This window comes from Halobellus captivus, from assembly GCF_007655485.1.
Lineage (GTDB): Archaea > Halobacteriota > Halobacteria > Halobacteriales > Haloferacaceae > Haloquadratum > Haloquadratum captivum.
In genome coordinates this window covers 99,878-125,742 of record NZ_VJXQ01000004.1, presented here as the reverse complement: position 1 = coordinate 125,742, position 25,865 = coordinate 99,878, and the positions used below count along the sequence as shown (strand labels likewise).

Sequence of the window (25,865 nt, the reverse complement as noted above, 5' to 3'; positions counted from 1 at the left end):
CGTGGACACCGACCCCGCGGGTACCGAGTCGCACTCGTGGACGAACATATTCGTCTCCGATGATTCGGCTCGGGAACGGGCTCGGACGTTCTTTTGGGGGTCGTCCGTACGACCGCCCGTATGCAGATACGACGAAAGACGATCGCGAAAGTAATCGCCGTCGTGTTCATCTTCAATCTCGTCGTGATGGGCACGGGGGCGTGGTTCGCCTACCAGGAAGCGCCGCCGATCCCCGAGGAGGTGGTCGGACCCGACGGAGACGTCGTCGTCACCGGCCAAGAGATTCGGGACGGAAAGCGGACGTTCCAGCGGAACGGCCTGATGAACCACGGCTCGATCCTGGGTAACGGCGCGTACTACGGCGTCGACTACACCGCCGACGCGCTCGAATTGAAAGTGCGGCATATGCGCGACTACTACGCGGAGGAGCGGTACGGCGCGGCCTACGGCGACCTCTCCTCTGAGCGCCAAGCCGCGATTGCCGACGTCGTCAAGCAGGACTTAGATCAGTCCCACGACGGCGGATCGATCCAGTACTCCGCCGCCGAGCTATACGCACACGAGCAGATGCGTCAAGAGTACGTCCAGCGGTATCACGAGGGCTCTCACGAGCGCGGAGTCGGGGCCGGAATGATCGACTCCGAGTCCGATGCTCGCCAGTTCGCGGACTTCGCGATGTGGACCGCGTGGTTCTCTCACACCGACCGTCCGGGGAGTTCGCACTCCTACACCAACGACTGGCCGTACCAACCAGGTGCGGGTAACGACGCGACGCCCGCCGCGATGACCTGGAGCGTCATCGCGATGGTGCTGCTCGTCGCTGGTGCCGGGGCCGGAATCTGGCTGTACCGTTCGGTCGAACTACCCGAACCAGAGGCCGCGGGAATCTCGGTTCCCCAGCCGGGCGACGTGAGCGTCTTCCCGAGCCAACGCGCCGCGCTTCGGTTCATCCCCGTCGCGGCCGGGCTGTTCCTCGCACAAGTCCTGTTGGGAGGGTTGCTCGCGCACTTCTACATCGAGCGCGCCGGGTTCTTCGGCATCGAGGAGATCTTTGGCGTGCACATCCTCCAACTGCTCCCGTTCGCCATCGCGAAGACGTGGCACATCGACCTCGGGATCCTCTGGATCGCGGCGACCTGGCTCGGCGCTGGACTGTTCCTTCCCCCGCTCCTGACCGGCCACGAGCCGTCCAACCAGTCGACGTACGTGAACGGCCTCCTCGGTGCGATCGTCGTCGTCGTTGTCGGTGGTCTGGCCGGGATCTGGCTGGGATCGAACGGCTACTTCGGCGATCAGCTCTGGTGGCTCCTCGGCAACGAGGGGCTCGAGTACCTGGAAGTCGGGAAGATCTGGCAGTTCGGCATCCTCGCTGGCTTCGGTGTCTGGGCCGTGTTGGCGGTCCGAGGCCTCAAGCCGCTGCTCGATCGTGAACCGATCTACGGCCTCGCACACATGATCCTCTACGCTGGCGGGTCGATCGCGCTGTTGTTCGCGGCCGGATTCCTCTTCACGCCCTCGACCAACATCGCCGTCACCGAGTTCTGGCGCTGGTGGGTCGTCCACATGTGGGTCGAGGGTGCCTTCGAGTTCTTCATCGTGGCCATCATCGGACTCACGCTCGTCTCGATGAACCTCCTCTCGCGACGCAGCGCCGAGAAGGCCGTGATGCTACAGGCGTTGCTCGTGATGGGCACCGGCGTAATCGGAGTTTCGCATCACTACTGGTGGGTCGGGATGCCGGATATGTGGATACCGATCGGGAGCGTCTTCTCGACGCTCGAACTCATCCCGCTGGTGTTCATCCTCTACGAGGCGCTCGGCCAGTACAGCGCGATGACCGTCGACGAGTTCCCCTACCGACTCCCGTTCCTGTTCATCGTCGCCAGCGGCGTCTGGAACTTCGTCGGCGCGGGCGTCCTCGGCTTCTTCATCAACCTCCCGCTCATCAACTACTACGAGCACGGGACGTACCTCACTGTCGGCCACGCCCACGCCGCGATGTTCGGCGCGTTCGGCTTCCTCGCGCTGGGAATGGTCACGTATATGCTTCAACTCTCGATCGACCCCGACCGCTGGGACGGCTCGTGGCTCCGCGCCGCCTTCTGGTGTTGGAACGTCGGCCTCGCGCTGATGGTGTTCGTCTCCGTCCTCCCGGTCGGGTTCCTCCAGTTGGAAGCCGTGTTCACGCAGGGCTACGCGGCCGGACGGGGCCTCGCCTTCTACAATCAGCCGATCGTGCAGACGCTGTTCTGGGCGCGGCTGCCCGGCGACACGCTCATCATCCTCGGAACCGCGATTTACGCGGCCGACCTACTGAGAAAACGGTTCGTCCTCCGGCGCTCGGAGGACGATCCGTCTGTGGAGGATATGGCCGTCGCAGAGGGGATATTGAGCGACGACTGAGAGTGAGTATCGGACCGCTTAACGTTTTTTAGAAACAGTCGGTCGGGGAACAAGCGTTCGGTAGACGTGCATACTCAGCTTTTGCGCTGCGGACCGGCGAAGCCGGTCCTCGGCAAAAGCAGGACGAAAAGCACTGCAAGTCTCCCGTTGGTCGGCTCTTGACTTCGTCTTCGGCGAGTGGACCGGCGACCTACCGGGCTCTACGAGCCGCTCGGTCGCCGGATGCTGACCTCTCGACTCACTCAGTAGTTGATCTGTAGTTCTCGATTCGACGTCGCTCTCATCCGGGTTAGGATGGGTAACGATGTGTCGACTACCAACGGCTACTTCCGACTGGTTGTACTCACACTCTGCGTATCCACCTGGACTAGATTGACAGCAGCGAATTTCGTCAGCTCATATTTCTCGACTGTGCGCGACGAGTCCCGCAACGATTATTGCGAGAGTAGTGATCACAGGCCCGAATCCAGGTACCCCACTGGAAGATTCGGTCCGCGTTTCCGTATCAGGCTCGTTCGACGGCGTCGCTTCAGAAATCTGTGGCGAGGATGGTGTCGGCGTCTGAGTCGTCGGGGAAGCGGTACCCCCGCTGGGGGCAGTGTTGTCGTTGACGGAAACCACCGCAAATGTTGAAAAACCCGGGGTGTCGGCTTCTATCACGTAGTTGCCGTCAGGTGCTTCGCTCACTTCCGTCGGTAGCTCCTGATTCTGACCGTCAACCACTCGAACGACCCGCAGCGAGTCGAGCTCACGCTCACCGAGTTCGTCAGTCGTTATCCTGAACCGGATTCGGGCTGGCAAATCTTCGGCGGCCGCGGGGACGGTTATCTCCACGGAGACGACGACGCTGTCGGGATCCAACTCGTCTGTCACACCCGGAGGAGCGGTTTCCTGCGTCGTCACGCTAACTTCTCCCATCCCGTCTAACCCCTCTCATCGAATGAGAGTTCCTCAACTGGGCCACCATTTATCGGCACCTGCACGCCCGGTTCGGTGGAGTCGCTGTCAACGAGGTCTTCGGTGACGCGTTGTTGAGTTCCTTCATCCGACTGGGGAGCCTCGGTCGTGGGTGTACCCAAACCGCCACCCGGTCCAGCCGCACCGCCTTCGCCACCACCGGGCCCACCCGGACTGTCACCGCCTCCGTCAGATGATTCCGAGTCGTCTGATTCGGCGGCAAACGTTCCGGCCGGGAAGGTCAGATCCAGTTCGAAGACGCCAGACTCACCGATATTGTGGGTCTCATCGGCCTGCGGACCATCCGCACTGCCAACGTGGAAGGTCACCGTCCCACCGGCGTTCGTGTGGGTTCGGAGCTTCTCGGCCGTCGGGCTATCGTTGGCGTATATCCCCGATTCTGTGACGGTGATGCTATCGACTACACCGCCGTCGACCACGGCAACGATAACCGTTCCCACGCCCGCAGAATCGCCATCGGCGTCCGTCGCCTCCCCGTAGAACGAGATTGGCTCTCCGGGTGCGCCCGCCACGACTCCCGCGACTCCGAGGATCCCTCCGGTTGCGGTGAGGACCGCGATCAGGCCGAGCTGCATTCCCGTCCGTATGGATCCGTTTCTGGCGTTGGCCATCTTAGTTAGCTTTCCCCGTCGAGGATTTCTTTTCGTTCTGCCGGGTCGTACTCGGCAGCACTGATCGCGCGGGTCTCACCGTCTACGCCGAGATCGACGTACACCCAGTAGGTGTCATAGGGATCGACCACGTCATCGCCACCGATGCGGACGAACGTGCTCGGATCGTGGGCCACCATACCTTCATCGCCCTCATAATCAGTCGGGGTCGCTGGCAGACTCGACACCGTGTTGAGATCGAGGTTCAACGTCTGGTTGCCGGAACTGACGTCGTAATTCGAACTCAGCAGGTGCCAGCCCTCGTCGATGGTCTCTGCGCCACCCGGTGAAAGCCCTTCCTCGCCGGGCGTCACAAAGTCGTAGCCGATGCGCTCGTCTGGCGTGTCAGCGTTGACATACAGTCCCTTATGAAGGTCCTCGCCATCCGTGACCGTCTCCTCCGTGTTGACATCGAAGCTCACATCGTCGTATGACGTCTCGGCGTTGCGCCACTGGGTCAGATCTACGACGCCATCGGAGACGTACACTTCAGCGGGTTGTGGAATCGACCAGCGGGTATAGCCTTCCTCGAGGTCGTGCGCCTCGTGGACGAGGCGGACTTCGTCAGTTCGGCTGAATTGCCAGGTACCCATATCGATACCGAGTTCGATGGGTGTCGAGCCGGTCGCTGTCTCCGGGTCGAGGTGCTCGGAGAGGTCGACGGTGGTGGAGACGTTGTGGTTCTCAACGGCGACCGGGATCTCCTGGCCAGCGACCGAGAGGGTCGCCCCGCCATCTTGGACTGGTAGCCAGGTCGCGTTGACCTCCATCCCGCTATCGTCGGAGACCACACCGGCAAGTTCCGAATCGACCTTAAAAGACGGTTCCTTCACCGTCAGATCGTAGGTGTCGTTGATGAAGTCCTCATCGATGAGGTTGGACTCGAGGCCGGTGTACGTGCCGGGCTCGATATTTTCGGTTTCGCTTCCGTCCAGCACCGTCAGATTGTGCACGCCCTCGCCGTCGTCGACCGACGTTCCGGCGTAGACGGTCGACCCGTTCGGCAGCTCGAACTCGATGGTCGTGTAATTTTCGTGGGGATTGCCCTTAGTGCCAATAACGTTCGTGAGTTCGGCCTCTAGAGGCTCCCCCTGGGCGATGGTCTCGTTGACCAGTGACACCTCGTACGACGCGACTGGAGGGAACCCGAAGATGCCGATGGTACCCGGTTCGGTGAAGTTTGCAGTCACCGTCAGTGCCCCGGTATCGATGTCAGAATTATCGTTCCTGTTCCACCCGGTCCCGTCGAACCGGTAGAGGTCCAACATTACGGAGCTGACGCGACCGAGGTCCGCCTCGTCGAAGTCGACGGTTGTGTCGATGTAGCCGTCGCCGATCTCCTCGACCTCGAAGTACCGTCCGAGACCGACCACAGAGGAGTGAGGCGGGGGCGTGGAGTTTCCACGTACCCGGACGTTCCAGGCCTCGAAGTCCAGCGTGGTGTTCGGCGCGGTCGAATCGCCGATGTCCAGTCCCTCGACTTGGGCCGGGCCGTCGGTTTCGAAGCCCTCCTCCATAACGAAGGACCAATTGTTGCTACGCGCAGTGACGTTCTCGATATCGACCTTGTTGGACTCGATGTGCAGCCCGGCACCGTCGTTATCGAGGACGGTCGCGTCACGGATGGTCACGTTCGAGAGGACATGCCAGCTGACCTTGATACCGTCTCCGTTGTTTCCGGTCCCCGTGACGGTCGCGTTCTCGACCAGGACGTCTGACGACTCGTCGACCACTCGGAGGCCATAGAAGCCATCAATGCCGTCGGAGTTGTCCACCGCTTCTACGTCCCGGAAGACCCCCATCGTGGAGTTGTACGCCTGCAATCCGGCCCGGTTGTTCTCCACCGCACGGACGTTCTCCACCGTGAAGCCATCGGTCCGAAGCACCGATACCCCGTACGAGTTGTTCGATGCAGTGACGTCCCGGAAGGTGACGTCCGTCGCCCCGTCGGCTCTAATCCCGTGACCGATCTCGTCCCACCCATCGACTGTCACGTCGGTGACCGTCACGTTCGTCGAACCGTTAACGTGGATACCGTAGTTCGGATTTTCGATGGGGTCGCCACCCGTGATCGCGTGCCCTTGCCCGTCGAGGTGCACATCGTCCGCGGTGATCTCGATGCAGGCGTCGCCGTTGCCTGTCTGGTCCTTCTCGAGGTCCGCTCCGAGGACGTACGTGCCGGACGTGGTGATATCTGTACAGCTAGTGATCTCCGTCTCGGCTGCAGCCACGCCACTAGATCCGACAGTTCCGATGGCGATGATGGCGAGGATCATTACCACCGAAAAAGCGATCGAACGGAATGTCTCGAACTGTGAACTATCGGTGGTCATCTGCCCGTTTTGACCCGCATTACGCCCGTTTTTCTCGAGATGCGTATTCCGTCGTGGAACCCGAGTAAGTGAGTATTCATCCCCCCACTGCCTGCGACCCCGCGAAAACGAGCCTGTCCACTATCGTGTGACATAAGATCTGTCACTATCGTATGATATAATAAATGTACTGATATTCATACTTTTTTGACGGTGTGAGAAGAAATGCAATTGGAATCAAGTCGAAGACTGTGCCATTCGAATGTTGGTGAGAATTTACTTATTTTGAGCCCTCTGTCGTGGCTGCATTGGATGTTTGGCTGGTCTGATTTTTCACGATAAGTGCGCAAAAGGAGTTTCGTCCAACGACGGATATAGCGATCCATAATATTCTCTAGATAATAGTGTGATTGATGACTACTCTGAGGCGAAGGCACCGCCATAACTTCCTCGCCTGTGGCGAACTATCTGATGTATGTATCCTCTGTATTGACCCATTCGATAATCTTGAGTTCACTCCCCTTTCGGTAAATCAGCCGAGAGAACGGACCCGCAAACCTGACGCTCTCGGTTCGGTGCGTCTATATCTGGAATAGCGGTCGCTCTTCGGTAGTAGAGTGACGGGGTAGGTCAGGCAGCGGAAAGCACACGTGGAAACCACGTGAGTTGAAAGGTGGCTGTCTGACCGTGCCGTCTATCTTCCTCTCTCTGGTACCGCTACAAAACCCCTCCGGTACCAATCGGGATGCGCGTCGGATCGTTCGAGAAATCCGGTCTGAGCGCGACGGCTTCTGCACGGATCGGCGCCTCCCCGCCATCCACGTCGACCCACCAAAGTGACCGGTTCGTGAACAGCCTGAACTGAGCGATTGGAAAGATGAAAACGAGCACTGGCTGAGAACGTCAATAGTGCCTGATAATCGGATACCCGCTGCGCGTGCTCGTCAGACGGGATGATGAACGTCTCAGACCAGGTACGATACTTCCGATGTGATACTCGAGGACTCCTCGACAGCGACAAACGTGAAATAGGGCGTCTGATCTCGGACTCAGCGACGAGATCTCGCCGAAATCAGAGCAACCGATTACCGAGTAATCGCGTAAGACTGTCGAAAATGTGGGTTTCCTTCGGTACATAAGTGCTAACAATACACCTCTCGCCGGAAATAGGCGGTATGGCACTCATTGACTCCGCAATCGTGTTCGTCGTCAGTCTGCTTGTCGGTGGACTGGGAATTTACGTCGGTGCGCGCGTCATCACGGGTGACGCGGACTACACGTACGCGATCGTGACCGCGTTGATTGGAGCGATCATCTGGGCGGTCGTGGGATTTCTGTTCGGCTGGATCCCGCTTCTCGGCCCGATACTGGTGCTCGTCGCCTACGTCGCCGTGATAAACTACCGATACCCCGGCGGGTGGGTCAAGGCAGTCCTGATCGCCCTAATCGCGTGGATCGCGACAGTCATCATCCTCTACGCCCTCGCCGTCATCGGAATCGGCGGCTTCGAGGCGATCGGAATTCCGGGCGTGTGAGATCGCTGGGGAGCACGAACGCGACGAGTCGGGGACGCGGTAATCGGGGCCGCAACAGTCGGCCTCGGTACGGGAGTCGCCGTCTTGTTCGCCGATACCGGCCGAACAGGTTCGGCGTCGAATTCCTACGATCGGCAGCCGTCGGGTAGTACGTATGAACGTAGAGGCGCACCTCACGGAACTCGACGTACCGTCCGACCGCGCTATCGACTTCCTAGACGCGCGGGAACTCCCGCCGCCGGAGCCGCTACAGCGAACGATGAATCGGCTCGCCGAACTCGACGACGCCCACGTCTTCGTCCAACTCAACGACCGAGTCCCGCAGTTTCTGTTCCCGAAACTCGACGAGCAGGGCATTGCGTACCAGACGGTCGAGACCGACGAGGGCGTGGTCACGGCGATCTGGCGACCCGCATCGGAATGATTTCTCTCTTCTCCGTCGATGGGTGATCAATTTTCCATTCTTTCCCGGAGGTAGCGTTACATATCCTCCGGAATATGTTCGCCCGGTGTACATCGGAGAAGTAATCGGTGTCCCGTTATACCCGGATCGGATTCGTCCGTCCAACTGGAGGATGAAGGCAAATGCTCGCTACGACTCGTCGACGGACGCTCAAGGCCCTCGGCCTCGGGGGGGCTGCATCGCTCGCTGGCTGCGCTAGCAACGCGCCGACGGCGAACCAATCGACGGCAGCGCGAACGACGGAGGGGGCAGGAACGAAGCCGGTGGACGTCGACAGGATCGCCGCCGATCCGACCGACATCCCGGATCCAATCGATCGAGACTCGCCCGCGGAGGTGGACGTGACGCTCCGCTCGGAGGAGATGACCGCCGAGGTCGAGGAAGGCGTCACGTTCACGTATATGACGTACAACGGGCAGGTTCCGGGGCCGTTCATCCGCGTGCGTCAGGGGGACACGGTGAACCTGACGTTCGAGAACGACGAGGCGAACTCGCTCCCGCACAACGTCGACTTCCACGCGGTCGCCGGACCCGGCGGCGGCGCGGAGGCGACGATGACGGCACCGGGCGAGTCGGTCGAACTCCGATTTCGGGCGACCTACCCCGGCGCGTACATCTACCACTGCGCCGTCGCCAATATGGATATGCACATCAGCGCCGGGATGTTCGGCATCATCCTCGTCGAACCGCCCGAAGGCATGCCCGAGGTGGACCACGAGATCTACATCGGCCAGCACGAACTCTACACGAACCGGTCGGCGGGTGAGGGGGGTCACCACCAGTTCGATATGGCCTCGATGCGGGCGGAAGAACCGACGTACGTGCTGATGAACGGCGAGAAGTATGCGTGGACGCCAGCGGGACGCGGCCCCGCGGTGACGGCCGGTACCGACGAGACCGTGCGGGTGTTCTTCGTCGACGGCGGCCCGAACCTCGCGAGTAGCTTCCATCCGATCGGCAGCGTCTGGGAGACGCTCTATCCGGACGGCTCGCTCAGCACGGACCCACAGACCCACATCCAGACGAGGGAGGTCCCGCCGGGGAGCACGACGATCGCGACGATGAACTCGCCGGTCCCCGGCGACTTCAAGCTCGTGGACCACTCGCTCTCGCGGGTCGCCCGCAAGGGATGTATGGCGGTCGTCCGCGCGGAGGGTGAAGATCGCCCGGCGATCTTCGATCCCGAACCCGCCTGATCACATCGCAGCGAGCGAGTCTTCCGGGGGACTGGCGTTTCACAACCCCATAAGCGCCAAAACTACTTCACCGCGAAGCGCCGAGAACGCGTATGGTGATCCCGCTGGAGATGGGGTGGCGGCAGCTGTTGTTCGAGAACTGGCCGGTCGATCCGGAGCTGATAGCCGCTCACCTCCCCGCAGCGTTGGATCCTGACGAGCACGACGGGTCGGCGTGGCTTTCCGTGATTCCGTTCACGAACGTCGCCGTCAGGCCGAGAGGCGTTCCCGAGGTGCTCGGCGTCCGGCTCCCCGAGATCAACGTCCGGACGTACGTCACCCGCGACGGCGTGCCGAGCGTCTACTTCTTCAGCCTCGACGCACAGGGCCTCGCGAGCGTCGTTGGCGCGCGGCTGTTCCACCACTTACCGTACTATTACGCTCGGATCTCACTGGAGCGGACGGACGGCAGAGTCGAATTCAGGAGTCGTCGCCGCCACCCGGGCTCCCGTCCCGCCGCGTACGACGCAACCTACTGGCCGACGGGCGAACCGTTCGCGGCCCCCACGGACCCGCTGGCGGAGTTTCTCGTCGAACGCTACCGGTTCTATACCGAGGCACCCGACGGCTCGCTGCGGTACACAGACGTGAGCCACGAGCCGTGGACGGTGTATCCCGCGGACGCGAGCGTCGGGACCGACACGCTCCTGCGCGCGGACGGATTCGAACGCCCCGAACAGGAACCGGTGTACTACTACAGTCAGGGGCTGGATGTCGTGGCCGAGCGAAGCCAGCGGGTCGCGCGGAGCGGGGAGGATCAGTGAGATGGTGACTGATCACGAGGCCGACAGAGGGAGACCGAGCGACGAGGAACGATCGAGCGACGAGACGCCACCAACCGACGAGACGCGTCCGGTCGACAATCCCGTGGTCCTGTTCGACGGGGTCTGCAACCTCTGTAACGGCGTCGTGGGGTTTCTGCTCCCACGCGACCCCAACGGCCGACTGCGGTTCGCGCCGTTACAGTCTGCGGCGGGCAAAGCGCTTCTCGCCGACCACGGCCTCCCGATTGAGGAGTTGGAAACGATCGTCCTCGTCGAGGGCGACAGCGCGCACACGAAGTCGGACGCGGCGATCCGGATCGCCGAACTGCTCGGCTGGCCGTACCGTCTTCTCCGTATCGGCCGCGTGGTTCCGCGACCGATCCGAGATCGGCTCTACGAGTTCATCGCCGACAACCGATACGACTGGTTCGGCCGGAAGGAGCAGTGTATGATCCCCGACGAAGACGTCAGCGATCGGTTTCTCGACTGATTGCTCACCTGACAGTCCACCTCATCTCCCGTTTCGCTCGGCGCTCGTCCGTTTTCGAACGTCCTTCCGTCACTCCTGATCCGGCCGTCGAGCGAGAACGAGCAGCGCCGTACTCGACTCCCGAGCGATCGGTGAGATCTCTCGCTCGCCCTCGAAGCGGGCGATATCGCCCGCCTCCAACGAATGCGTCTCGCCGTCGAGTTCGAGGTCGATCGCGCCGTCCAGCAGATAGCACACGATGTCTCTGCCGGGGTGGCGGTGCGGATCGACGCGCTCGCCTTCTTCGAGCGTGAGCCGCACGGTCTTCGGCTCCGAGGTTGGAAACACGTTCGCGTGCGTCTCACCGTCGAGTTCGTGAAGCTGCGCTATTGTCGTCATATCCGAACCGAGACCGCCGATTCGCCTAACGATACCTGCGAACATATTCGGGTGTACACCCAGGATCGTGGCTCCGTTAGGTCGGGTATGGGCGCGATTCCCGCCGACATCGAGACGGACACGCAACCGCCGATGGCGATCCCGCTGCGACACTTCGTCGTCGCGCTCGGGTATCTCCTCGGAGGCGTCGTGGTCGGCGTCCTCTCGCCGTTCGACGTACTCCCCGGGCAGGCTCCGCTCGCCCACGTGCATCTCTCGCTCGTCGGCTGGGTCTGTCTCACGATAATGGGGGCGATGACGCAGTTCGTGCCCGTCTGGTCGGGGACGACGCTGCACTCGCGACGGCTGTCGAGGATCCAACTGTGGACTGTCGCCTTCGGTCTCGCAGGATTCGCGGGCTGTCTCCTCGGCGGGTTCTACGTATGGCTGCCCGGGTTCGGTTTGGTGATGCTCACCGGGTTCTGGATCTTCCTCTACAACGTGGGGCGAACGCTTCTCGGGGTCCGCCCGTGGGACGTGACCGAGCGACATTTCGCGATGGCGCTCGGATTCTTTCTGCTCGTGACGCTGTTCGGGTTCGTCCTCGCAGTTGGCTACGTTCGACCGGTCCTCGCGGATCTTTCGATCACGCAATCGACGCTGCGCAGTTCGCACGCGACGCTCGCGGTGTTCGGGGCGGTTCTGACGACGGTCTTCGGCGCGCTCTACCAACTCGGAACGATGTTCACCCAGACGGAGCTCCACGGGATCGATATCCACCTCCGACGGATCGAAACCGTCGGCTATCCGGTCGGGGTGGTCGCGCTCGCCGCCGGGCGGCTGTTCGACTACGCGCCCGCGGCTCGCGTCGGTGCGCTCCTTGTCGTCTTCGGTGTCGCCGCGGTGGGGGTCGTTCTCGGACGGCGGGTACTCGAAACGAGCGTCGACTGGACCCCGATGCTTCGCCGCTACGGCGTCGTCGCGGTCGCGGCGGTCGCGTGGGCGGCGCTGACGCTTCCGACCTGGTACGCCGCTCCCCTTGACCCGACAGCGACCTTCGGCGCCCCCGCGGGCGTCCATCTCCTGCTCTTCGGCGTCGTCGGTTTCGTCGTCGCCGGGACCCTGTACCACGTCGTCCCGTTCATCGTCTGGGTGCACCGCTACAGCGACCGTCTGGGGTTCGAACCGGTCCCGATGATCGACGACCTCTACGACGACCGGCTCGCGCGGATCGACTTCCTCGCGCTGTCCGTCGGTGGCGCGGCGCTCGTCGCCGCGGAGACAATGGGGAGTGCCGGTGTCGACGCTGGCACGGCGTCGATGACAACGCTCCTCGGTGGAGTGCTCTCGACGTTCGGTTTCGGCGTCTTCGCGGTCAACTTGGGGCTGACGATCCGTCGTCACAGCCCGCGGGCGGTGCTTCCGGGACTGGATCGTCCCGAGACGGATCCATCTGAAAAATAGGGCTTGCGTGACGACGAACCAGGATACTGTCAACGCTTTTGTCCCCGCCGGGACATCCACGAGTATGGATCTCGCGATCGACGACAACGCGGCCCTGGTGACCGCGTCGAGTAGCGGCCTGGGGAAGGCCTCGGCGCGCGCACTCGCCGCTGAGGGGGCGAACGTCGTGATGAACGGCCGGGACGAGGACCGACTCGCGGCCGCCGTCGACGACGTTCGCGCTCACGCGGCCGAAAGCGCCACCGTCATCGGACACGCCGCGGATCTGACCGACGCCGACGCGATCGAGTCGCTCGTCTCCCGGACCGTCGAGGAGTTCGGCGCGCTCGACCACCTCGTCACGTCCGCGGGCGGGCCGCCCGCGAAGCCGTTTCTCGAAACGACCGACGAGGAGTGGTACGACGCGTTCGACCTGCTCGTAATGAGCGTCGTCAGAACGGCCAGAGCCGCAGCGCCGCACCTCAGAGACTCCGATCACGGGACGATCGTGACGATAGCGTCGGTGAGCGTGAAGGAGGCGGTGGACGATCTCGTCCTCTCGAACGCCGTTCGAGCGGGCGTGGTCGGCCTGGAGAAGACGCTCTCGAAGGAACTCGCCCCCGACGTTCGCGCGAACGCGGTGCTTCCGGGGACCCACGAGACGCCCCGCGTGGAGACGTTGGTGGAGGAGGGCGTTCGCACGGGGAAATACGACTCCTACGAAGCCGGGATCACGGAGTGGGCCGGTGACATCCCCGTCGGTCGCATCGGCGACCCGATGGAGTTGGGGCGGACGGTCGCCTTCCTCTCCTCGCCGCTGTCGGCGTATCTCTCGGGTGTCGCGGTTCCGATCGACGGCGGAGAGAGCGCGTCGAACCTATGAGCCGGATGCAAACAGGCCGTCAATGACGCTTCGCGTCGACTGGCGTGTCAGCGTCGGCCTCGTGGGGACAGTCCTCAAGTGGCTGTGGGTCCCGCTCTCGCTGCCGCTCGCCCTCGCCTTCTACGACGGTACGCCGGTCACTCCGTTTCTCGTGCCGATGATCGCCACCGCGGCGGTGGGCGCGGGGCTCGAACGGTTACCGGAAACGCGAGACCTGCAGGCCAGAGAGGCGTTCCTGATGGTCGCGCTCACGTGGCTGAGCATCGCGCTCGTGGGGACCGTTCCGTTCCTCATCGCCGGAAACGGCACGTTGGCCACGCCGACCAACGCCCTCTTCGAGAGTATGAGCGGGATCACGACGACGGGTGCAACCGTGATCGTCGATTTCGAGGCGCACTCTCGCGCCATCCACCTCTGGCGGTCGACGCTGCAGTGGCTCGGCGGCCTCGGTATCTTGGTGCTGGCGACGGCGCTGCTGTCACAACTGTCCGTCGGTGGCGCACAGCTGATGGAGACTGAAACGCAGACACAGGATCTGAACAAGCTAACACCGCGTATCTCCGAGACGGCCGCACTCCTATGGAAGCTGTACGTGGGTCTGACGGCGCTGATGATCCTCGTACTCATCGGACTCCGGGTCGTCGGTCTGGCCCCCGAGATGACGCCCTTCGACGCCGTCGCACACGCCTTCACCGCCGTCTCGACGAGCGGCTTCTCGCCTCGCGGCGACAGTCTGGCCGCGTTCTCTCCGGCGGTGCAGTGGGCCGTCATTCCGTTTATGGCGCTCGGCGCGACGAGTTTTATCCTCCTGTACTTCGTCCTCCAGGGAGATTTCTCGCGGTTGCGCCGGAGCGACGAATTCCGGTTCTATCTCGCTATTCTGGGCGTGTTTACCGCCGGAACCGCGGCTGTGCTCTTCACCAGCGCTTCACCCACGCTCACCGCCGAGGAAACGATTCGCCACTCGCTGTTTCAGGTCGTCTCGATCGTCACGACGACGGGCTACGCCAGCGTCGACTTCGACCTCTGGTCGCCCGCGGCGAAGCACCTGCTCTTCGTCGCGATGTTCACCGGCGGAATGGCCGGGAGTACAACCTGTTCGATCAAGGCCCTCCGCTGGCTCGTCGTGATCAAGGCGTTCCGCAGGGACCTCTTCGTGGCGACGACGCCGAGCGCGATCCGTCCAGTCCGGCTGAGCGGACGGGTCGTCGACGAGGAGACCATCCGAGACATCTACGCCTACACGCTGGTGAGCCTCGTGTTCTTCATCATCGGCACGGTGTTCGTCGTGATCGACGCCTCACGCGTCCAGGTGGCGGTCACCGAGTTCGAGGCGATGAGCGCCGTCGCGGCGACGTTCTTCAACGTCGGCCCCGCGTTCGGTATTGCCGGTCCGCTCGCCAGTTACGAGCCGTTCCCGACGTCGACGAAACTCGTGATGGTGTTCTTGATGTGGCTTGGTCGAATCGAGATCATCCCCGTGCTCGTGCTCTTGACGCCCTCGTTTTGGCGGTCATGAGGGGATAGACTCGCCCTCGATGTCGGCACATATCGTCACCGTGAATCGGAACCCACGTTACGGTCCGGAACCGACCGCCGAACGTGACGGCCTCGACGACATCGACCGGAGCGACGACGGAGACGACGCGGTACGCGCGGCGGATGCTCGTTACCGTCTCGGTGGGGTGGGCGCTGCTGCAGACGGGGCGGTATCTCCTCTCGCCGCTCCTCCCCACGATCATCGCCGATCTGGGGATCACCGAGGCGACGGCCGGAATCGCCCTCGCAATCTTCCAGGGATCGTACGCGCTCGTCCAGTATCCGAGCGGAGAGTACTCGGATCGGTGGAACCGGACGACGCTCATCGTCCCCGGACTCCTCATACTCGCTGTGGGGTTCGCTCTCCTCGGGCTGACGACCGGTCTCGCGATGTTTCTCGTCGCGGCGACGGTCGTCGGGATCGGCAAGGGGCTGTTCGCGATCCCTTCGCGGGCTTTACTCTCCGATCTATTCACCGCGAAACGGGGACGCGCGCTCGGAATCTACGCCGCCGGAACCGACCTCGGCGGGCTCGTCTCCTCGGGGATCGCCGTACTCGCCCTCACGTACGCGACGTGGCGGACGCCGTTCTTCCCGGTCGCCCTCGCCCTCGGAGTGCTCACAGCCGTTTACGCGTCGATGACGCGGGAACCGTACCGCGTCGGCGACACGTCGTTGGAACTCCGGAGCACGGTGGGACGGCTGCTTCAGAGCGCTCGGCAGCGCGAAACGATCGCCGCGTTTTCGCTGTTTTACTTTATGGTCGGCGGATTCATCAATTTCGCACCGGCGTACCTCGCGCAATCGAAGGGGTTTTCGGCCAGTCTCGCGGGCCTGACGTTCGCCATCGTGTTCGCCGTCGGCTTCGCGGTGAAACCCGCCGCCGGAACGCTCGGTGACCGCTTCTCTCGGCGGGGCATCGCCGTCACGGGGCTCCTCGTGGCCGCGGTTTCGCTTGTCGCGCTCGTCGTCGTCACCTCGAACCTCGCGATCTGGATCTCGATCGCGGTCCTCGCACTCGGCTATAAAGCGGGCTTCCCGCTGGCGGACGCGATCATCCTCGACGGCGCGCCAGCGGAGGGAATGGGCGCTGACCTCGGCGCCGCTCGGGCCATCTTTCTCAGCGCGAACGCACTGGGACCGGCCTACGTCGGGATCGTCGCCACGTACGCAACCTATGACGTCGCGTTCAGCGGATTCGTCGTCTGCTTGTTGTTCGCGGGAGGGCTGTTGTATCGCGCCGAGTGATCATCGATAGTCACCGACGAGCCTACCCGGCCGTCGGCTCGGGCGCGCGCCACGCGAGTACGAACCCACCGACCGCGAGCAATCCCACGAGGAAGAAGGCGGTGTCGAATCCGGCGCTATCGACCACCGCGCCCCCGGCGATAGGGGAGAGAAAGGCGCCCGCGAGCCCGACGCTGGTCTGGAACGCGACCGCGGTGGCGGCGACGTGCGGATCGACGACTTCGCGGACGTAGGTGAACGAGAGACCGAGCGTGAGCTGGATCGCGAAGCCGGATACCAAGAGCACGCCGACGAGCAGCCACACCGAGCCGAGGTGGGTGAACACCAACACGAGGGGCGCAGCGAGGGCGAACGATCCGAGCAACACGGGCTGCCGACGGCCGTCGAACACCCGGTCCGAGAGGAGTCCGCTGCTGATCCGCGAGAGCACGCCGACCGCCGGGAAGACCGCGACTAACGCGCCGCTAACTGCGAGCGAAAGCCCTATTTCTTGCGTCAGGTACGACGACCCCCAGGTGTTGATGAAGAGATACAGCGCGTAACTGAGAAACCCCAGAGACCCGACCAGCCAGACCGTTCTGTTGCCGAGGACGGACGTGAAATCGACGAACGAGGGCGCATCGCCGCGGGCCTGCCCCAGCCCGCGACTCGTCGGCCAGAAGAGGAGAAGCCCGGCGAGCGCGACGCCGGTGAATGCCAGGAAGATCGCGGGCCAGCCGTACCGCGCCGCGATGAGGGGGCCAGTTGCCTGCCCGATCGCGAACCCGACCGGGCCGCTGGCGGTGAAGATGCCGACCGCGGTCGCGCGGTGGTCGGCGCTTACGGCCCGGCTGACGATGTCGATCCCGGCGTTCCAGACGACGACGTAGGCGATGCCGCCGACCGCTCGCGAGGCTATCACCGACCAGTAGCTGCCGCGCTGTCCGGCGATCCAGCCCCAGATTCCGGCGACGAAGAGCGCGAGCACGGCGAGCGCCATCATTCGCCTCGTGTCCGTGCGGTCGAGCAGCGCCCCCGCGGGTAGACTCGCGACGACCGCCGTGCCGAACATAATGCTGACGAGGAGCCCCGCGACCGTCGAACTGACGTTCAGCGACTCCTGAATGAGCGGCGTCACGCTCGCGGGAACGATCTCGTAGGCGGCCAGTCCGGTAGAGATGAGACTCGCACCGGCGACGAGGCCGACCGTTCGCCAGTCGGTTCCGCCCGACTGGTTCGGCACCCCGTCATCCGGCTGGGCGGTCTCAGATCGATCTGTCATTACCACCGAACGCTGCTCGCCACCGACTATAGAAAGCAGCGATCAGCGCTCGCGGACCCCGTCGACGACAGCTGTCACTCGTCGTCGGCTTCGAGGTCGTAGGTCCACGCCTGATAGCCACCGGACATACTCTTGACCGACGCCGTCTCGCTCACGCCCTCGTAACTGCCGATGAGCCGAGCGGCCTGGATCGACGACTGACCGATCGGGCACGCGACGACGACGTCATCTCCCCAGTCGATCTCGTCGATACGCCGCGGCAACTCGTGCATCGGGACGTTCACCGCGCCGGGGATGTGACCGGTCGCGAACTCCATCGGAGAGCGGATGTCGATGATCTGTACGCGCTCGTTCTCGTCGAGTTTTCGCTTGACCTCCTCTGGGCTGATCTCAGCGACGCTCATTTGCTTGCCGTTCTTGCTCACCGCACTAACGCATTTCGGAGCGGTGGTAGAGCGCAGTTTTGTACCGGCGGACCGTAGCGTGCGGTGATGGAACTCGTCTCAGTGGCTGCGGTCGCCGACAACGGGGTAATCGGTCGCGACGGCGACCTCCCGTGGAAGAGCGTCCCCGCCGACAAACGGCAGTATCGTCGACGCGTCGCCGACGCGCCCGTCGTCCTCGGCCGTCGGACGTTCGAGTCGATGCGCGCGGACCTCCCGGGCGATCACCAGATCGTGTTGAGCCGAACCGAACGCGACTACGACGTCGAAACGGCGTTCCACGCGGGGGGCGTCGACGAAGCCGTCGCTGTCGCCGAATCGCTCGGCGCCGAAACGGTGTACATCCTCGGTGGGGCGGAGATCTACGACCTCTTTCAGCCACACGTCGACAGGATGGTGTTGAGCCGGATCCCGGGCGAGTACGAGGGCGACGCCCGGTACCCCGCCTGGGAGGAATCGGAGTGGGAGTTGGTGTCGTCGGAGGAACGGGACGGGTTCACCCTCGAGGAGTGGGTGCGACGGTGACTGACGCGGTGTGAGCAAGGTAAGAGAAGCGAGCCCTCGATACGCGCGAGTCGCGAACCGGCGTATTGGCGAACAGTCGGCACGCGCTGAGGCGGTCGCGCTGACGGAGTGCGGCGACAGTCCTCGATCCCACGTCGGTGTACCGAACAACCGCGAAGCGACGTGGGGCGACGGTCAGATCACGGAGGTGCTGGCCGCCCCTTCGTATATAACCCTCCGCACGCATACGATCGATCTGCGTTGGCGGCGCACTCGATTTCGTCGGCGTCACGGCCGTTTCGAACCCTCCGACGGAGCCCCGCGTCAAGTACATACGAACTCGGGTCCAACTGCTGGTATGGCGATCGAAACGGCGACGTTCGGCGGCGGGTGTTTCTGGTGTACCGAAGCGGCGATGAAGGAACTCGCTGGCGTCGAGTCGGTGACGTCGGGTTACGCGGGCGGTGATACCCAGAACCCGACGTATCGGGAGGTCTGTTCGGGCACCACCGGTCACGCGGAGGTCGTGCAGGTCGAGTTCGACAACGACGTCGTCGAGTACGCCGAGCTACTGGAGGTGTTCTTCGCGACCCACGATCCGACGCAACTGAACCGACAGGGACCCGACGTCGGCTCGCAGTACCGATCGATCGTGCTCTATCACGACGACGAACAGAAACGACAGGCGGAGGCGTACGTCGACGCGCTCGATGCGGAGTACGACGACGAGGTCGTGACAGAGATCGAATCCCTCGAGAAGTTCTGGCCCGCAGAAGAGCACCATCAGGATTACTTCGAGAAGAATCCGAAAGACGCGTACTGTCGGATGCACGCCGCGCCAAAGGTCGAAACGGTGCGAGAGAAGTTCGAGGAACTGATTCGATCCGCCGCGTGATCTCTCCGAGAGCGCAACTATTTACCCGAACCGGCTGGAGTGAGCGGGTATGGCCCCGGATCTGACAGTACTGAAGGCATATCTCGATCACTTTCTGCCCCGAGACGTCGTCGGCCCCGTCATCATCGTGTTCTCCTTGGAAGGCGTCATTGACGGCATCTTCGGCCTCTACGTCCCCGATGGGTACGCGACGCTGGGCTGGGGGGTCGTATTCCTCCTTTCGATCATCCTCGTCGCGTACTGGGGCACGGTCGATGAACCGGCACTCGAAGAGTTGCAGGAGCGGATCGATGAAATCCAGGAGTCAGAAAGCGACGCAGACCCGGAATCCGATTCGCACCCGGAGGCGTGAACCGATTACGATTGGTCGCCTGAGAGTCGACCGGGAGTCCACTCGCCAGCGAAGTCCTCGTGGAGGAACGGCTTCGCGTTCTCACCCGCGTAGGTCGCGACGAGCTGGCCGTCGCCTTCGAGGTGGTACTTGTACGTCGTCAGGCCTTCGAGGCCGACGGGACCGCGGGCGTGCGTCTTTCCGGTGCTGATGCCGACCTCCGCGCCCAGACCGAAGCGGTAGCCGTCGGCGAAGCGCGTCGAGGCGTTGTGGAAGACGCTCGCGGCGTCGATGCGACGCATAAACTGTTCGGCGTGGTCCGGTGTTTCGGTGACGATCGATTCGGTGTGCTTCGAGCCGTGCGCGTTGATGTGACCGATCGCGTCCTCCAGTGAGTCGACGACCTTGATCGCCAGGACGAGATCGCCGTACTCGGTGTCCCAGTCCGCGTCGGTCGCGGCCTTCATTTCGGTAATCTCTCGCGCGCGCTCGTCGCCGCGGAGTTCGACGTCGGCCTCGCGGTATCGGTCCGCGAGTCCGGGGAGGAAGTCCGCAGCGGCCGACTCGTCGACGAGCAGCGTTTCGACGGCGTTGCAGACGGCGGGATACTGCACCTTCGCGTCGAACGCGACGTCCGAGGCCATTTCGAGGTCCGCGTCCTCGTCGACGAAGATGTGACAGATGCCTTCGGTGTGGCCGAGCACGGGGATTTTCGTGTTGTCCTCGACGTAGCTGACGAACTCCGAACTTCCGCGGGGCATAAGCAGGTCGACGGCGTCGTCTCGTTCGAGCAGGGTCTCGACGTCCTCGCGGGCCTCGATGAGCTGCGCCCAGCCGTCGGGTGCGTCGGAGACCGCATCGACGATGGTGTCGTAGAGGACCCGGTTCGAGTGGGCCGCCTCGCTGCCGCCCTTCAGAATGACGGCGTTCCCCGATTTCAGGCTGAGCGCGGCGATCTGCACGAGGGCGTCCGGCCGGGACTCGAAGACCGTTCCCAACACGCCAATCGGGACGGCCAGCTTGTACAGTTCGAGGTCCTCGTCGAGCCGACGCGCTTGGAGCGTCCGCCCGAGCGGGTCCGCCTGCGCGGCGACGCTGCGCACCATCTCGGCGATGCTCTCGAGTTTCGATTCGGAGAGTTTCAGTCGATCGACGAACGCCTGGCTGTACTCGCCCGCTTCGAGGAGTTCCTCGCCAGCCGCGACATCCTTCGCGTTGGCTTCGAGGATCGCCTCGCAGTTGGCCTCGATTGCGTCGGCAATGGCGTAAAGCGCGTCGTTTCGCGTCGTTTCCGAGAGGTTCGCCAGTTCCAGTGCCGCGGACTGTGCCTCAGTCACTTTCGTCTCGGCCGATTTCTCGGCCGTCGTGGTGTGTTCAGTCATCGTTGGTTCACTCACCGTTGACCGGGATGAAGATGGTTCCGACGGACCGCTCCGTCGCGACCTGTTCGAGCACGTCGGGTTCTGTCGAGCGAGCGATGATCGCGGGGCGACCGTGTTCGCTCACCGTTCGCGCCCCCTGTACCTTCGTTCGGATGCCGCCGAAGGAGTCGCTTGCGGTTTTCTCGATGATCCGCTCGACCTCGTCGTAGTTCCGACCGACGGCTTCGATGCGTTCTGCGTCGGCGTCCCGCTTGGGGTTGCCCGTGTAGACGCCACCGACGTCGGTGAGCGTGACGAGCAGGTCGGCGTCGACGCCGATCGCGATCGACGAGGAGATCATATCGTTGTCGCCGATTCGGATCTCCTCCGTCGCGACGGCGTCGTTCTCGTTGACGATCGGGACGACGCCCCACTCCAGCAGGGTGTCGATCGTGTTCTTGAAGTTGGTGAATCGATCGGTGTCGTCGAGGTCGTGTTCGGTGACGAGAATCTGAGCGACCGTCAGGCCGTACCGCTCGAAGCTCTCGGTGTAGCGTCGCATCAGGTGGCTCTGTCCGATGGTCGAGAGCGCCTGCGACTCCTCGACGGTGTCCTCGGGATCGAAGCCGATTCGGCCCTTTCCGGCACCGACAGCGCCGGAGGAGACGAGAATGACCTCCTTGCCGCGCTCGACGAGCCCGGCGACGTCGTCGACGAGCTTATCGAGTTTGTCGTCGTCCAGGTTCGACGTCTCGTCGGTCAGGGAGTTCGTCCCCGCCTTGACGACGACGCGACCGGCGTTCGCCGCGAGTCGGCGGGCCGACGCGACTTCCGAGGAGGTGACGGCCCCGCTCATTTCTCGGCTTCCTCGGCGAGTTCCGCCGAGCGGCGCGCGGCGGCACTCAGCGCGTCGCCGACGACGTCCTCGACGTCGCTGTCCCACAGCACTTCCATCCCCTCGATCGTCGTTCCCCCCGGCGAGCAGACGGCGTCGATGAGATCCTCGATCGATTCGTCGGAGCGCAGCACGGTCTCGGCGGCTCCTTTGAACGTCTGTGCGGCGAGAACGCGCGCTTTCTCCGCGTCCATCCCCTCGTCGACGGCGCGCTGCTGCATCGCGCCGATGAGGTAGAACACGAACGCCGGGCCGCTGCCGTTCAGCGCGGTGGCGACGTCCATCAGATCCTCGTCGATGACGACGAACGAACCGAGGTCCGAGAGCATCTGTTCGACGTGCTCGTCCGGTGCGTCCCACGCGACGGCGGCCGCCATATTGCGCGTTCTCGCAGCCAGATTCGGCATAATCCGGACGACTGTCGCCTCCGTCTCCGCCTCCACGACCGCCTTCGAGACGCCAGCCGCAATCGTGACGAGCGTCTGATCGGCCGTGAGTTCCAGATCGTCGAGTACCAACGGGACGATGTCCGGTTTGACAGCGATGACGACGACTTCGGAGTCGCGAACGTCGTCGAGGTCGGTTGTCGTCCGGTCCGCGTACGCTTCGATCCGCTCGAATGCGTTCGGGTCCACGTCGTAGGCAGTGATCTTGTACCCACCAGCCTGGGAGAGCCCCGTGATGAGGGCACCGCCCATATTTCCACAGCCGATTACGCTGACGTCGATCATCTTGTGTACCCATACGCGGTTGCGCCGATATACGAACTTTGGTTTTCAGTCGGTGCCTGATCGCGTTCGCAATAGGGGACGGCGACCTACCGCACGATAACAAACAATACGTGGGGGAGTACGAGTGGATATGCACAATCATCAATTGTGTTCACTGAATAAATTCACTAGTTGTGTTCACCAGTTGTATTCATTATATTCAGTTAGTATTGAATAACATAGAACTCCACGGGTAGAGCAAGGTGTAAAAGCGGTAAGTGTATATTACTCATTATGATCTAAGATATCACAAATACACTACTAAATCTGAGCGTGTTAAATGAGTATTTTTCAGGGATATATCGAGTGGATAGACGATTTAAAAATGAAATGATTTGAACACTCATATTTTTAATATGTATATATTAGTGATGGGTTGGCACTCGAAATCGGGAATGCATACCAGTCTCTCCCCAGTCTCGTCGATCACAGTGACCAGAACTCGGCCACTCGGGGGAGCGTTCGGACCACGGTCGGAAGCGTGCGTCAGCGACTCAACCGAAGAAAGCAGAGATACGAAAAGATAGTACAAATGGGAGATGAAGCGGCGGATATTGAGAAGACCAAACCGAAACAGGGCGAGAATGGGGCGTTCGAGGCGTGAAGGAAGCGATGCCCGAACAGCACTCACTCGTCGCGGTCGGGAGTCGTCTCGCGTTGGAGCGCCCGCCGGAGAAACTCACTGGGGAGCGAACCGATATCACCGATCTGGACCCGCCAGAGGTTCGCGTACAGACCGTTCTCGCTCAGCAAGTCCCGGTGGGTACCGTCCTCGACGACCGCCCCATCATCGAGGACGAGAATTCGATCTGCGTGTCGAACTGTCGACAGTCGGTGGGCGACGACGAACGTCGTTCGCTCCGTGGTGAAACCTCCGAGACTCGACTGAATGAGCGCCTCGGTTTCCGTATCGAGGGCGCTCGTCGCTTCGTCTAACAGCAATATCGGGGGATCTTTCAGGATCGTTCGCGCGATCGTGATCCGTTGGCGTTGGCCCGCGGACAGTTTCACTCCGCGCTCGCCGACAAGGGTGTCGTAGCCGTCGGGGAGTCGTCGAACGAACTCGTGAACCTGGGCGTGCCGAGCGGCTCGTTCGACTTCCCGATCGGTCGCATCGAAGGAGCCGTATCGAATGTTTTCGCGGACAGTACCGAAAAACAGGAACGGTTCCTGACTGACGTACCCGATAGAACGCCTGAGACTCTCGATTGTCACCTCTCTGATATCCTGCCCATCGATTCTGATTTCGCCAGCGTCGGTGTCGTAGAGCCGCGCGAGCAGTTTCAAGAGCGTTGATTTTCCCGCACCCGTTGGACCCACGATCCCGACCGTGTCACCGCCCGGCACCTCGATGTATATCTCTCGGAGGGTCTCTCTTTCGGCGTAGCCGAACGTGACGTCGTCGACGCTGACCGCGCCCTCCGTAATGACTAGCGGAGTCGCGGTCGTCGCATCCCGAATCCGTGGTTTGCGGGAGAGGACGGCGTCGATTCGGATGCTCGCCGTCTTCGCGCGCTCGTAATCGTCGACGACGTCGCCGAGGCGGATGATCGGCCAGACGAACTGCTGGGCGTAGATGAGAAATGTCACGAACTCCCCGGGTGCGAGCGGCTGATACAGGCCAAACACCGGGATTTCGAGTACCCAGAAGCCGCCGACGAGGAACGTCGCCGCGAAACCGACTCCGGAGATGACGGAGAGTCCAGGAAAGTACGTGATCTGCGCGCGAACGGCCGAGAGTTGTGCTCGAAGGTAGTCTTCGGCCGCGTCCCGTAACCGCTCGACCTCAAACTCCTCAGCGTGCTGGGTCTTGATCGTCTCGATTCCCGAGATGCTGTTTTCCAAACGCGCGCTCAGTTCGCCGATCTCCTCGCGAACGGAGAGATACCGCGGCTCGATCACTCGCGTGAAAAGTAGCGTAAACGCCGCGAGAACCGGGATCGGAAGGAGCGTGAGCACCGTCAACGGGAGGTTCAGCGTCGCGAGAATCACCCCGATTCCGCCGACCGTCGCGAGGATCCAGAACGTCGCGCTCAGGCCGTCCTTCAGAAACGTCTCCAAGGCGTTGATGTCGCTGTTGAGGACGCTCATCAGATCGCCTGTTCGACGGCGGGTGAAGTACTGCAGCTCCTGGCGCTGCAGTCCAGCGTAGGCATCGACGCGAACGCTTCGCTGGATTCGCTGGGCGAAGACGCTCCAGCACCAGTCTTCGATCCATGAGACGACGGCGCCGAGCGAGGTCGCCGCCAACAGGATGAGGATCGACAGCCGTAACTGCGCGACCGGTAGTTCCGGGATCCACTCGACCGGGACGAGCGGGAGGACGAAGGTCCGCTCTCCGAGGAACACGGCGTCGACTGCGAGGCCGATGATGAACGCTGGCAGGAGCCCGAGCACTCTACCAACGAGAGTTGCGAAAACCCCGACGACAGCGTATCGCCGGTGGCTAACACCGTACTCGGCGTACAGTCGGCGGATAAGAGAGCTGTATCCTCCGGACGGCTTCGATGATCGCCGGTCGCTGGATATCGTCACATCGGATGTCTCGATACTTCGCCACAGGGTCGGATACGGGAGACTGACGGCGCTCGGGTGCGCCGTCGCCGCCGTTATTCGGAGCGGATGTCTATCTCGCGGTACCGTTCACTGGCCGCTTTCGGAACCGTGATCTTACACACGCCGTCCTCAAAGACGGCGTCGATCTCGTCCATCTCGACGTCGGCCGGAAGTTGAATCATCCGGTCGATCTGGACCACTCGTTCGTTCACGAGCACGTTTCTGCCGTCCTCGACCTCGGACGGCCGCGAGGCGCTGACGTGAAGCGTTCGGGGGTCGCCCTCGAGTTGTATTTCGTCGGACTTGAACCCCGGAAGGTCGATGAACACCCAGATCTCGTCGGTGTTTTCGATGAGATCGATCGACGGGGTCGGCGTCATCGGGAGCCCACCCGTTGAGGTGATCGAGGCCGACTCCAGTGCGGCGGACTGCGTGCTCATCGCGTCGGGACTCGTCGACTGCGCCTGTCCCGACAGTTGTTCGGCTGGCCAGCCGCCAGGGTGTGCGTACGGCGTCTGCGGTCGGTAGGGTTCTGATGACATTGTGACA

General features: G+C 62.7%; 24 protein-coding genes. 13 read left to right on the top strand and 11 right to left on the bottom strand.

The genetic code is table 11. The annotated features are described in order from the left end of the window. Window positions 1–120 precede the first annotated feature (120 nt). Window positions 121–2,403: a nitric-oxide reductase large subunit gene (locus FJT57_RS11980; protein WP_144905537.1), complete on the top strand. Its 2,283-nt coding sequence runs from the start codon at window positions 121–123 to the stop codon at window positions 2,401–2,403. Window positions 2,404–2,799: 396 nt separating this feature from the next. Here FJT57_RS11980 and FJT57_RS11975 read toward each other — a convergent pair whose 3' ends face one another. The 3 genes from FJT57_RS11975 to FJT57_RS11965 are packed head-to-tail and all read right to left on the bottom strand — an operon-like array spanning window position 2,800 to window position 6,307. Further along, window positions 2,800–3,306: a PGF-pre-PGF domain-containing protein gene (locus FJT57_RS11975; RefSeq protein WP_162524340.1), complete on the bottom strand. Its 507-nt coding sequence runs from the start codon at window positions 3,304–3,306 to the stop codon at window positions 2,800–2,802. Between the two features lie 20 nt (window positions 3,307–3,326). Further along, window positions 3,327–3,992, bottom strand: coding sequence for a hypothetical protein (locus FJT57_RS11970; protein WP_144905533.1), 666 nt, complete (start codon window positions 3,990–3,992; stop codon window positions 3,327–3,329). A gap of 5 nt (window positions 3,993–3,997) precedes the next feature. Beyond that, complete coding sequence (locus tag FJT57_RS11965) at window positions 3,998–6,307, bottom strand: NosD domain-containing protein (RefSeq protein ID WP_162524339.1); 2,310 nt, start codon at window positions 6,305–6,307, stop codon at window positions 3,998–4,000. A 1,211-nt stretch (window positions 6,308–7,518) separates the two neighbouring features. Here FJT57_RS11965 and FJT57_RS11960 point away from each other — a divergent pair. From FJT57_RS11960 to FJT57_RS11940, 5 genes are all read left to right on the top strand, one after another. Beyond that, window positions 7,519–7,878, top strand: a complete 360-nt coding sequence (locus FJT57_RS11960) for a hypothetical protein (RefSeq protein ID WP_144905529.1) — start codon at window positions 7,519–7,521, stop codon at window positions 7,876–7,878. 154 nt (window positions 7,879–8,032) lie between these two features. Next, window positions 8,033–8,302 carry a DUF2249 domain-containing protein gene (locus tag FJT57_RS11955; RefSeq protein WP_144905528.1) on the top strand — a complete coding sequence of 90 codons (270 nt, stop codon included), beginning with the start codon at window positions 8,033–8,035 and terminating at the stop codon, window positions 8,300–8,302. Between the two features lie 161 nt (window positions 8,303–8,463). Then, window positions 8,464–9,537 carry a copper-containing nitrite reductase gene (gene nirK / locus FJT57_RS11950; protein WP_144905526.1) on the top strand — a complete coding sequence of 358 codons (1,074 nt, stop codon included), beginning with the start codon at window positions 8,464–8,466 and terminating at the stop codon, window positions 9,535–9,537. 92 nt (window positions 9,538–9,629) lie between these two features. Further along, window positions 9,630–10,340: a YqjF family protein gene (locus tag FJT57_RS11945; protein ID WP_144905524.1), complete on the top strand. Its 711-nt coding sequence runs from the start codon at window positions 9,630–9,632 to the stop codon at window positions 10,338–10,340. A 1-nt stretch (window position 10,341) separates the two neighbouring features. Then, a complete protein-coding gene (locus tag FJT57_RS11940) occupies window positions 10,342–10,830 on the top strand; it encodes a thiol-disulfide oxidoreductase DCC family protein (protein WP_144905522.1) in 489 nt (162 codons plus the stop codon). 69 nt (window positions 10,831–10,899) lie between these two features. Here FJT57_RS11940 and FJT57_RS11935 read toward each other — a convergent pair whose 3' ends face one another. Continuing rightward, the gene (locus FJT57_RS11935) at window positions 10,900–11,208 is read right to left on the bottom strand and encodes a cupin domain-containing protein (protein ID WP_144905520.1); all 309 of its coding nucleotides are present in this window, start codon (window positions 11,206–11,208) and stop codon (window positions 10,900–10,902) included. An 87-nt stretch (window positions 11,209–11,295) separates the two neighbouring features. Here FJT57_RS11935 and FJT57_RS11930 point away from each other — a divergent pair, with 87 nt between their 5' ends. From FJT57_RS11930 to FJT57_RS11915, 4 genes are all read left to right on the top strand, one after another. After that, a complete protein-coding gene (locus FJT57_RS11930; RefSeq protein ID WP_144905518.1) occupies window positions 11,296–12,651 on the top strand; it encodes a hypothetical protein in 1,356 nt (451 codons plus the stop codon). A gap of 64 nt (window positions 12,652–12,715) precedes the next feature. Beyond that, window positions 12,716–13,513, top strand: coding sequence for an SDR family oxidoreductase (locus FJT57_RS11925; RefSeq protein WP_144905516.1), 798 nt, complete (start codon window positions 12,716–12,718; stop codon window positions 13,511–13,513). Window positions 13,514–13,535: 22 nt separating this feature from the next. Then, window positions 13,536–15,032, top strand: a complete 1,497-nt coding sequence (locus FJT57_RS11920) for a TrkH family potassium uptake protein (RefSeq protein ID WP_144905514.1) — start codon at window positions 13,536–13,538, stop codon at window positions 15,030–15,032. A 143-nt stretch (window positions 15,033–15,175) separates the two neighbouring features. Next, window positions 15,176–16,300, top strand: a complete 1,125-nt coding sequence (locus tag FJT57_RS11915) for an MFS transporter (RefSeq protein WP_144905815.1) — start codon at window positions 15,176–15,178, stop codon at window positions 16,298–16,300. A 22-nt stretch (window positions 16,301–16,322) separates the two neighbouring features. Here FJT57_RS11915 and FJT57_RS11910 read toward each other — a convergent pair whose 3' ends face one another. Beyond that, on the bottom strand, window positions 16,323–17,561 hold the full coding sequence (locus FJT57_RS11910; RefSeq protein ID WP_144905512.1) for an MFS transporter: 1,239 nt from the start codon (window positions 17,559–17,561) through the stop codon (window positions 16,323–16,325). A 74-nt stretch (window positions 17,562–17,635) separates the two neighbouring features. Beyond that, window positions 17,636–17,965 carry a rhodanese-like domain-containing protein gene (locus tag FJT57_RS11905; RefSeq protein WP_144905509.1) on the bottom strand — a complete coding sequence of 110 codons (330 nt, stop codon included), beginning with the start codon at window positions 17,963–17,965 and terminating at the stop codon, window positions 17,636–17,638. 87 nt (window positions 17,966–18,052) lie between these two features. Here FJT57_RS11905 and FJT57_RS11900 point away from each other — a divergent pair, with 87 nt between their 5' ends. From FJT57_RS11900 to FJT57_RS11890, 3 genes are all read left to right on the top strand, one after another. Further along, window positions 18,053–18,529 (top strand): dihydrofolate reductase, encoded by a 477-nt coding sequence (locus FJT57_RS11900; protein ID WP_144905507.1) that lies wholly within the window; start codon window positions 18,053–18,055, stop codon window positions 18,527–18,529. Between the two features lie 337 nt (window positions 18,530–18,866). Beyond that, on the top strand, window positions 18,867–19,403 hold the full coding sequence (gene msrA, locus FJT57_RS11895) for a peptide-methionine (S)-S-oxide reductase MsrA (protein ID WP_144905505.1): 537 nt from the start codon (window positions 18,867–18,869) through the stop codon (window positions 19,401–19,403). 49 nt (window positions 19,404–19,452) lie between these two features. Beyond that, entirely contained in the window at window positions 19,453–19,755 is a 303-nt protein-coding gene (locus FJT57_RS11890; RefSeq protein WP_144905503.1) for a hypothetical protein, read from the top strand. A gap of 5 nt (window positions 19,756–19,760) precedes the next feature. On the opposite strand, the gene FJT57_RS11885 is transcribed toward FJT57_RS11890, so the two are convergent. The 5 genes from FJT57_RS11885 to FJT57_RS11865 all read right to left on the bottom strand — a co-directional run bounded on the left by FJT57_RS11885 (window position 19,761) and on the right by FJT57_RS11865 (window position 25,858). Continuing rightward, window positions 19,761–21,116, bottom strand: a complete 1,356-nt coding sequence (locus tag FJT57_RS11885) for a glutamate-5-semialdehyde dehydrogenase (RefSeq protein WP_144905502.1) — start codon at window positions 21,114–21,116, stop codon at window positions 19,761–19,763. Window positions 21,117–21,123: 7 nt separating this feature from the next. Continuing rightward, window positions 21,124–21,951, bottom strand: coding sequence for a glutamate 5-kinase (gene proB, locus FJT57_RS11880; RefSeq protein ID WP_144905500.1), 828 nt, complete (start codon window positions 21,949–21,951; stop codon window positions 21,124–21,126). Beyond that, on the bottom strand, window positions 21,948–22,721 hold the full coding sequence (proC, locus tag FJT57_RS11875) for a pyrroline-5-carboxylate reductase (RefSeq protein ID WP_144905498.1): 774 nt from the start codon (window positions 22,719–22,721) through the stop codon (window positions 21,948–21,950). The genes proB and proC overlap by 4 nt, the downstream gene beginning before the upstream one ends. A gap of 666 nt (window positions 22,722–23,387) precedes the next feature. Next, on the bottom strand, window positions 23,388–25,295 hold the full coding sequence (locus FJT57_RS11870; RefSeq protein WP_144905496.1) for an ABC transporter ATP-binding protein: 1,908 nt from the start codon (window positions 25,293–25,295) through the stop codon (window positions 23,388–23,390). A 74-nt stretch (window positions 25,296–25,369) separates the two neighbouring features. Beyond that, window positions 25,370–25,858, bottom strand: a complete 489-nt coding sequence (locus FJT57_RS11865; RefSeq protein WP_144905494.1) for an Hsp20/alpha crystallin family protein — start codon at window positions 25,856–25,858, stop codon at window positions 25,370–25,372. Window positions 25,859–25,865 lie beyond the last annotated feature (7 nt).

Coding starts and splice junctions, on each gene's coding strand:
- nirK (WP_144905526.1), top strand. CDS start 8,464: ATGCTCGCTACGACTCGTCGACGGACGCTCAAGGCCCTCGGCCTCGGG.
- FJT57_RS11940 (WP_144905522.1), top strand. CDS start 10,342: ATGGTGACTGATCACGAGGCCGACAGAGGGAGACCGAGCGACGAGGAA.
- FJT57_RS11915 (WP_144905815.1), top strand. CDS start 15,176: ATGCTCGTTACCGTCTCGGTGGGGTGGGCGCTGCTGCAGACGGGGCGG.
- proC (WP_144905498.1), bottom strand. CDS start 22,721: ATGATCGACGTCAGCGTAATCGGCTGTGGAAATATGGGCGGTGCCCTC.
- FJT57_RS11920 (WP_144905514.1), top strand. CDS start 13,536: ATGACGCTTCGCGTCGACTGGCGTGTCAGCGTCGGCCTCGTGGGGACA.
- FJT57_RS11960 (WP_144905529.1), top strand. CDS start 7,519: ATGGCACTCATTGACTCCGCAATCGTGTTCGTCGTCAGTCTGCTTGTC.
- FJT57_RS11970 (WP_144905533.1), bottom strand. CDS start 3,992: ATGGCCAACGCCAGAAACGGATCCATACGGACGGGAATGCAGCTCGGC.
- FJT57_RS11900 (WP_144905507.1), top strand. CDS start 18,053: ATGGAACTCGTCTCAGTGGCTGCGGTCGCCGACAACGGGGTAATCGGT.
- msrA (WP_144905505.1), top strand. CDS start 18,867: ATGGCGATCGAAACGGCGACGTTCGGCGGCGGGTGTTTCTGGTGTACC.
- proB (WP_144905500.1), bottom strand. CDS start 21,951: ATGAGCGGGGCCGTCACCTCCTCGGAAGTCGCGTCGGCCCGCCGACTC.
- FJT57_RS11955 (WP_144905528.1), top strand. CDS start 8,033: ATGAACGTAGAGGCGCACCTCACGGAACTCGACGTACCGTCCGACCGC.
- FJT57_RS11905 (WP_144905509.1), bottom strand. CDS start 17,965: ATGAGCGTCGCTGAGATCAGCCCAGAGGAGGTCAAGCGAAAACTCGAC.
- FJT57_RS11865 (WP_144905494.1), bottom strand. CDS start 25,858: ATGTCATCAGAACCCTACCGACCGCAGACGCCGTACGCACACCCTGGC.
- FJT57_RS11925 (WP_144905516.1), top strand. CDS start 12,716: ATGGATCTCGCGATCGACGACAACGCGGCCCTGGTGACCGCGTCGAGT.
- FJT57_RS11945 (WP_144905524.1), top strand. CDS start 9,630: ATGGTGATCCCGCTGGAGATGGGGTGGCGGCAGCTGTTGTTCGAGAAC.
- FJT57_RS11885 (WP_144905502.1), bottom strand. CDS start 21,116: ATGACTGAACACACCACGACGGCCGAGAAATCGGCCGAGACGAAAGTG.
- FJT57_RS11890 (WP_144905503.1), top strand. CDS start 19,453: ATGGCCCCGGATCTGACAGTACTGAAGGCATATCTCGATCACTTTCTG.
- FJT57_RS11965 (WP_162524339.1), bottom strand. CDS start 6,307: ATGATCCTCGCCATCATCGCCATCGGAACTGTCGGATCTAGTGGCGTG.
- FJT57_RS11930 (WP_144905518.1), top strand. CDS start 11,296: ATGGGCGCGATTCCCGCCGACATCGAGACGGACACGCAACCGCCGATG.
- FJT57_RS11910 (WP_144905512.1), bottom strand. CDS start 17,561: ATGACAGATCGATCTGAGACCGCCCAGCCGGATGACGGGGTGCCGAAC.
- FJT57_RS11935 (WP_144905520.1), bottom strand. CDS start 11,208: ATGACGACAATAGCGCAGCTTCACGAACTCGACGGTGAGACGCACGCG.
- FJT57_RS11980 (WP_144905537.1), top strand. CDS start 121: ATGCAGATACGACGAAAGACGATCGCGAAAGTAATCGCCGTCGTGTTC.